Genomic DNA, 7,024 nt, shown 5'->3' with positions numbered 1-7,024 from the left:
ATCATGTTCTTTGCATGCTTGCCATACAGCGCACGCTCGGTAGGTGCTAACGCTTTACTAAACTCCTTGTCAAAATCCCTTCCAAATGGGAAATAGTCATTCATCCAATCATCAAATAAATCTTCTCCAAAAATACTAGGTAACATAAGTCATTTCTCCTTTCAATCTCAAACAAGTGTCGGAAATTGTGGTTTCTTATGAAACCCCAAGGCACTTAGACTTTTTGTTTACTGTTACTTTCAAAATAATTATCAAGATAAACTTTCGGGATTCTTTCTCTTCTTTCTAATCCCTTTCCTTATCTTTGACTATGTTATACACCTGATTGTTAGCACTGTCAAGAGGTGAGTGCTAATTATTTTGTGAAGATTTTGTGTCCACTTCCAGCCTCAAAGTGGTATTTGGCAATTCCAAGATCTATCTTCGTGCATATTCCTCTCGGAGCTTTCGCTGTCACCACACCCTCTCTCAGCTCAAACATGAACTTCTGCTGGTTCACTGCTGTAGGTGCCAGACACACCGCCTCCATCCCCTTCGTGAACCAGTCTGTCTCCACATCTGCCCTGCTGATTTCTGATATATCTTTGCTCTTGTGGGCAACACCCTGATTCTCACCATACCCAAGGGCAATCACTATCAACAGTTTCTGTCCTTTGCCTATGACTGCCCTGATCTTACCATGTGACATTGCAACCCAGCATGTGTTAAGTCCAAGTTCCTGACATCCAAGCACCAGCTTTTCACCGTAGTAGCCGGCCTTTTCCTGGTCGTTCTTCGCGCCAACTATCGCTATATAATTAGAAACATTTGTGAATTTGCCGTAATGCGCCATAAACGAATCAAAACAGTTCGGCTCATCGTAGACCGCCTGCATACTCAGTCCGCTCTCAAAATTTATCTCAGAGATAAGCCTGTCGATCTCCGCACGTTTCTCCTGCTCGATTGGCTTATCTTTATATTGCCGCACACTGTGCCTCTCCTTCATCAACTGTAACATATCCATGCATTTTTCCTCGCTCTCATTCTGATATCTACGCCGAGTATAGTCCATCAAACTTGAAGTTATCCTTCATATTTATTTTCCGCCAGTTTCTCCGGTACCCTGATAATATCAATATATGCTGTCTGATTCGCAGGATGAGATTCTTCCTGTAATACCTGTTCAAACGGTCGGACATAATTCATCTTTTTCTTTGTCTGAATCATTCCAAATCCCACCTGTCATGTGTCCTTCTACACTTGATTTTTCATTCTGACAAACTGGAATTGAGATTTCATGTATTCCAAGGGATTTAATAATTGTTATATTTTATTATCAAATATCTCTGAATCCCTTGAAAACACTAAGTTTGTCGCAGGTGATCTTTCCCTTAGACTTTCCCTTATGTTATATCTTCCCATATGGATTTATGAACCCTGATAAGGGAAAATACAAGGAAAAGAAAATCCTCTAAAACAGTATAACACAAAATAAAAACGACATGGTGAACTGATTGAAATGCTTCTGATTTTTGTAACAAATGATTGATTGAATGATAAGGAGATTTGATACGATGAGAACAATATTTGCAGAATACAATCCACAACGCAACAGCATTGATGTTTATACTTCTGCTGGCTATATGCTCCGCATTGACTGCTGGGAAGCAGAAAAGAATTTAAAAACAACACCCAGATTAGATTGTGCATTAAATGCACTTGCTATTGATGAACCACTTGAATATGCAAGACTATACCTTGATGGAACTATGCAGATGTGGGTTGATGCCGAAGATTCATTTTATTTATGATGATTATACTGTCACTCCTAGTGTCTCCAGAGAGTGACAGTTTCATTGTCATTTTGAGCTCGTCTTTTTTAAGACAAGCCTCGTATATTTATTTGTAAGCTGCGTTCGCTTCTTCTTGAGTGATTTTCCCAGTTTTAACAGCATCAGAAATTGCTTCGTCTAATTTAGTATAAACAGTAGTTGTCACAACTCCGAAGCCGCTGACGAACAGCAGAGCGATCCACAGCCACTCATACTGTTGTCGCCGGTCTGCGGATTCTGAACATCATCCGAAGGCTTGGTGGTATCGTCAGACTTGGTAGGAGCGGCAGGTTTGGTTGCCTTCTGACCTTCTTCGATAGTCTGAGTCGTTACTGCAGAGCCACCGGCAGAATCAAAGGTTACGGTATAGTTTTTATTTCTTTGTTGTAACAGTCTTAGCTTTTGACCAGCCTGAATAAATCCTTATGGATTTGCCGTTAATCTTAACTGTCTTATAGGTGCGAACTCTTACATAATACTTTTTCTTGCCCGAAAGCTTTGAAATTTTCTTTGATACTGTTGTATTCTTGCCTACTGTTACGGTCTTAGCCTTGCTGAATTTACTTGAGGCACTGTACTGTACCTGATAGCCTGTTGTCTGTGTAGCCTGCTTCTTCCACTTTACTGTAAACTTCTTTGAACCTGCTTTAAGTGAGGAAATACTTGTTGCCTTTGGCTTGATTGTGAAATAAAGCGTCTTTGTTCCGCTGTATTTACCCTTAAAGGTAATCTTTACTGCGTACTTGCCAACATACTTTCTGCCTTTTGCATAAGACACAGTATAGTCAGTATTCTTAACAAGTGTCTTTCCTGTTCTGTCCTTAACAATAACCTTAGGTGTTCTAACCTTTCCGTTATATGTTAATGATGTTGCTTTAAGCTTTATGCTTGATGCCTTTGGAATTACTGTCGTTGAAAGAGTTTTCTTACATACCGAACAGTAATTTACTATCTTGCCGTTTGCTGTTGGGGTTGCCTTTGTTACGGTTTGCTTTGTGGTGTGGGCAATCTTAGCAATATTGCCCCAAGATGCAAGGTCGGTTATTTCCTTTGTACCGAGTACATCTTCATAGAACTTGCCACAACCTTCGCACTTGTAGTATGCTTCCTTACCGCCCTCTGTGCAGGTGGCAGCTTTCGCAGCAACCAAAGTCAGATTGTGAGTGTGTTCTTCGTTTTTATTTTTGTAATAATATGTAACAACCGTTCCGTCCGAAACAATAGGCTTATTCAAGCCGTCAACCTTTATAAATTCATAATCATAAAGTGTTTTTGCCGGTGTTAAATCAAGCTTTGTGCCGTATGGCACGGTAAATGTTCCGCCGGCAGTGTTTGGAATTTCAGAGCCGTCCTCAAATTTATACTGAATTGAAACGGTTGTGTAGCGCTGTGTTTCCGTATTGTCGTCTGCAAGCACATTTCCGTTTTCATCGAGCACCTGAAATGCCACGGTATCGCCGCTCTTAAGCTGTGCATCAGACGGAATTTGATAAATAAGCGAGCAACTCTTTAAGCCTGAATTAAAGTCGCTTTTGATGTGATCCAAAGCACCGAGCGGCCAGAAATTTGCCTTATCATTCCAAACAGGAATGTCAAAGGTTTGTACTGTTTGAAGCGGATTCCCCGATGAATCGGTCGCAACGCTTCCGTCGGAGTGCTTAATCCACATTTTGAATTTTAATTGTCGTGCATTTTTATCTGAAATGTTTTGAATAACAGTTCTAAGCTCGATTTTTTTACCGTTCATATTAGTATTAAATCTGCTTTTGCTGTTGCCGCTCAAAAGTCGGTCATTGCGATTATATGTGTAATTATAATATGAACTTGTTTCAAGGTCGGTAAAATCAGACGGCTTTGAATAAGCGCCCGTATATTCCTTAACCTCAGGAGTTGCAACATAAAGGTCTACATCCTTAACAAGCTGAGACATTCGCTTGAAGCCCTGCAAACGGCAAACCTCACAGAATTGATAGTTTGTGTCTCTCATTATGCACTCATAACTTGAAACAAGCATTTTTGAGCCGTAAGCATTGCGGCAGGTATATGTGTTTCTAAAACCTAAAAGCTGTCGCCATTTTATCTTTTCCGGGTCTTCAACCGAGGAAAGATTGAGTGATTTAAGTTCCTTATCGTCAAGCAAATATCCGTTACTGTATTCATCACCGAGACCGAGCAAACCGTGTCCAAACTCGTGTGCAAAAGTTTTTGACGCACGATAACTGTCTGATGGCGAAATGAAATAATGGAAGCCGTATTCACGGTTATTATAAGCACCGCCGAAATCTGATTTTGTGTTTACAACCATAGCGAACTGAGCAATATAATCGTGAACATAATAATAAGGCTCATATTCCGAACCGGACGGAATTGTGTTTGGATCACACTTTTTTTTGATATGAGCATCGTGAATTTTCTCGATAAATTCAGGACCGATACATCTCTCAAAAATATGATTTTTCCACTGACTTCCGTGGAGATTATTAGAAATAACAGGCGAATTATATTTGTCGACTATAACATCAAAGAAGGTGCTTCCACCATTGTCAAAAGTCGATTCGGAAGCTGTGCAAAGAGCGTAAACATTGAATCTGTCGGCATAACTGCGATACGGTTCATATTTCATAGCGTCCTGCCAAAGTCGTTTGACATCATTGATGAATTTGCCCTGCTGACTTTTTGTGTATCCCTCGCCGCAAACGACAACAACCATATTTTCCGTGTCGCTGCGTGTTTTTTGGATGGTATAAACAGGGATGGTAGGATTAGAATATTTTCCGTCATTTGAATACCACGGGCCGAGGGTGAGCTGAATGCTTTGCTCGGTACTGACATTCCAATCGGGATTTGCGTCCTCGGCAGGTTCCGAAATTGTATAATCATCCTCTTGCTTATTTGGAGCAGAGCCGATATAAGGACTGCTTTGTGAGCCGCTGCCGGAAGTTGTAACAAAATATTCGGAATCGAGATAAAATGCAGGTCTTACGCCCAAATCGGAATACCACGGAGCATAACGACCGACCTGACCCGATGAACTGATATAACGCATATCGTGATTGCAATCGGTAACAGGAGTGCGAAGCCAATAAGGCCAAGCCATACCGTCATTATTATACGCAACATAATAACCTTTGAGATTTTTCCACACGGCATTAGCCTGCTTTACATCAAGAAGAAAAACCTTTTCGGTTGTAGTTTCAAAATATGAACTGTCGTAGTTTGCCACCGCTTCCGAAATATCGGTGTAGTATAACAAATCCGAATTTGCGTCTCCATCAACTATGCCCTTGTTGTATTCGGGATGAGAAACGAGTGAACGCTGGGTAACGGTTTTCATTGCCGCAATTTCAGATTTTGAAAAAGCGTTGAGAAAACCCGCTTTTTCGTTGTACGCTCCCACACCGCTTACATATCCGTCTTTCGGAGGGTTGCCGCAAAGCCAATCGACTTTGCCTTCAGCTGCGGTCGAATTTAACCAAGAACGCATATTGCTGTCTTTCCAATAGTTAGAACCGTAATCATCACGCTTATAGCTTCTGCTGTGTGATTTTGAATTGCTGTTGTCATTTGTTTTGGCATCATATGCAAGGGTGTCAACAATTTTGTCTGCAAGCATAAGCGGTCCGTTATTGTCAATGCTTACACATCGCCAAAGAATTGAGGCATTGTTATACGCGCCCATTTTAACATAGTCGCCAACTTTAATATCGGGCTTTGATGCCGCCTGAATGGTCATCGGCCAAACGGAGATTGCCATGCACAATGCCAAGAATATTGCGGTTATTTTTTTCGTCATTAAGGAACCTCCTTTATAAGCTATATATTTGCTTTTATTGTATTGTAAGGTGTTATATGTGTCAATGAAAATCCACCTTATTCCGTGAAACTTACCATAGTGTTACATCCCTTTTTTTCAGCAATAATACCTGCTGGAAACTGATTTTCGCAATACATTTTATTTCACCCACTAGGTTAAACAAAATTTTGTTTTTTTACTGTATCATCATGCATTATCCTGTATAATGAAAGTATCAAAAGATAGGCGGAGGCAGTGCAATGAAGAAAATACACATTGAATTCAGCGATGAGCGGCTCATTACTCCCAGTGGTCTGGTATTCGTAGGGCAAATACTTGGAAAAAGCAGTTTTGTTAAAAAAATCAACCGTGCTCCAATTTCAAAAGATTATCTGCAGAAACAGATAAAAAATGGAGACGTGCTCCTCACCTATATTGGTATGCTCTGTCAGGGAAAACCCCAGTATGAGGCTGTCCGTGAAATGATAGATGACCCTGACTACTACAAATACGCATTAGGCATCTCCTATGCGATTCCTTCCGCCGAAACACTCCGTCAGCGTTTTGACATGATCGGGGATTCCCTGCGCAAAGACATCCAGCAGGCAAATGTCGACATGCTGCGTGAAATGCACATAGAGCCGACAGCCCTGGATAACGGCTTTGTTCCTGTCGATATTGATGTAACCCCCTTTGACAATTCGAAATCCAATAAGGAAGGCGTATCCCGTACCTACAAGGGTTTTGACGGATATGCACCAATTATGGCATATATCGGCACAGAAGGATACCTCGTCAATCTTGAACTGCGGATTGGGAAACAGCACTGCCAGAAAGAAACTCCTGATTTCCTGAGAGAGACCATTGAACTGTGCAGACAGCTGACGGAAAAACCACTGCTCATCCGGCTGGATTCCGGCAACGATGCATCTGAAAACATAGGCATCTTTATGGAAGAAAGCTATAAATACAACAATGTGTCTTTCATCATAAAACGGAATCCCAGACAGGAAAGTAAAGAAGAATGGCTGGAATCCGTCAGGGAATGCTGCCAGAATATCCAGCATCCACGTGATGGGAAAACTGTTTATATCGGACAGACCTTCCGGAATGTGACATATTCCCTTTCTGATAACGAGGAGAAAACTGTCGGAATACGCACAATTTATGAGATCACGGAAAGAACCATTGACCGATATGGGCAGTATTTTATCGTACCCGATATAGAACTGGGCACATACTGGACAAACTCTTCCCTGCCAGACGATACAGTCATTGATCTTTACCATGCCCACGGAGAAAGTGAGCAGTATCACAGTGAAATCAAGACGGACATGGATGTTGGAAGACTCCCGTCGGGAAAGTTTGAGAGCAACAAACTGGTGCTGGGTGCTGATAAGAAATGTGGTGATGCGACCTG

General features: G+C 41.4%; 5 protein-coding genes and 2 pseudogenes. 2 read left to right on the top strand and 5 right to left on the bottom strand.

Annotated elements, in window-relative coordinates; genetic code table 11:
* The 3 genes and pseudogenes from OCV54_RS14910 to OCV54_RS08630 all read right to left on the bottom strand — a co-directional run.
* Positions 1–146, bottom strand: a pseudogene (locus OCV54_RS14910) (Hsp20/alpha crystallin family protein); the annotation flags it as partial.
* A gap of 209 nt (positions 147–355) precedes the next feature.
* Positions 356–985, bottom strand: a complete 630-nt coding sequence (locus OCV54_RS08635; RefSeq protein WP_317233053.1) for a nitroreductase family protein — start codon at positions 983–985, stop codon at positions 356–358.
* A 77-nt stretch (positions 986–1,062) separates the two neighbouring features.
* The gene (locus OCV54_RS08630) at positions 1,063–1,206 is read right to left on the bottom strand and encodes a hypothetical protein (protein WP_158547614.1); all 144 of its coding nucleotides are present in this window, start codon (positions 1,204–1,206) and stop codon (positions 1,063–1,065) included.
* A gap of 347 nt (positions 1,207–1,553) precedes the next feature.
* Between OCV54_RS08630 and OCV54_RS08625 the strand changes: the two genes are divergently transcribed.
* Positions 1,554–1,790 carry a DUF6061 family protein gene (locus tag OCV54_RS08625; protein ID WP_044945660.1) on the top strand — a complete coding sequence of 79 codons (237 nt, stop codon included), beginning with the start codon at positions 1,554–1,556 and terminating at the stop codon, positions 1,788–1,790.
* A 183-nt stretch (positions 1,791–1,973) separates the two neighbouring features.
* On the opposite strand, the gene OCV54_RS14905 is transcribed toward OCV54_RS08625, so the two are convergent.
* Entirely contained in the window at positions 1,974–2,204 is a 231-nt protein-coding gene (locus tag OCV54_RS14905) for an InlB B-repeat-containing protein (RefSeq protein WP_155219561.1), read from the bottom strand.
* Positions 2,185–5,604, bottom strand: a complete 3,420-nt coding sequence (locus OCV54_RS08620; RefSeq protein ID WP_070099112.1) for a M64 family metallopeptidase — start codon at positions 5,602–5,604, stop codon at positions 2,185–2,187. The genes OCV54_RS14905 and OCV54_RS08620 overlap by 20 nt, the downstream gene beginning before the upstream one ends.
* 260 nt (positions 5,605–5,864) lie before the next feature.
* On the opposite strand from OCV54_RS08620, the pseudogene OCV54_RS08615 reads away from it, so the two are divergent.
* Positions 5,865–6,992: pseudogene (locus OCV54_RS08615) on the top strand (IS1380-like element ISClsp2 family transposase); the annotation flags it as partial.
* Positions 6,993–7,024: the final 32 nt, after the last annotated feature.

It is taken from the genome of Coprococcus aceti (assembly GCF_025567285.1).
Classification (GTDB): Bacteria; Bacillota; Clostridia; order Lachnospirales; family Lachnospiraceae; genus Coprococcus; species Coprococcus aceti.
The sequence above is the reverse complement of the archived record's forward strand: the minus strand, read 5'-3'. Positions and strand labels throughout refer to the sequence as shown.

Coding starts and splice junctions, on each gene's coding strand:
- OCV54_RS08635 (WP_317233053.1), bottom strand. CDS start 985: ATGAAGGAGAGGCACAGTGTGCGGCAATATAAAGATAAGCCAATCGAG.
- OCV54_RS08630 (WP_158547614.1), bottom strand. CDS start 1,206: ATGATTCAGACAAAGAAAAAGATGAATTATGTCCGACCGTTTGAACAG.
- OCV54_RS08625 (WP_044945660.1), top strand. CDS start 1,554: ATGAGAACAATATTTGCAGAATACAATCCACAACGCAACAGCATTGAT.
- OCV54_RS08620 (WP_070099112.1), bottom strand. CDS start 5,604: ATGACGAAAAAAATAACCGCAATATTCTTGGCATTGTGCATGGCAATC.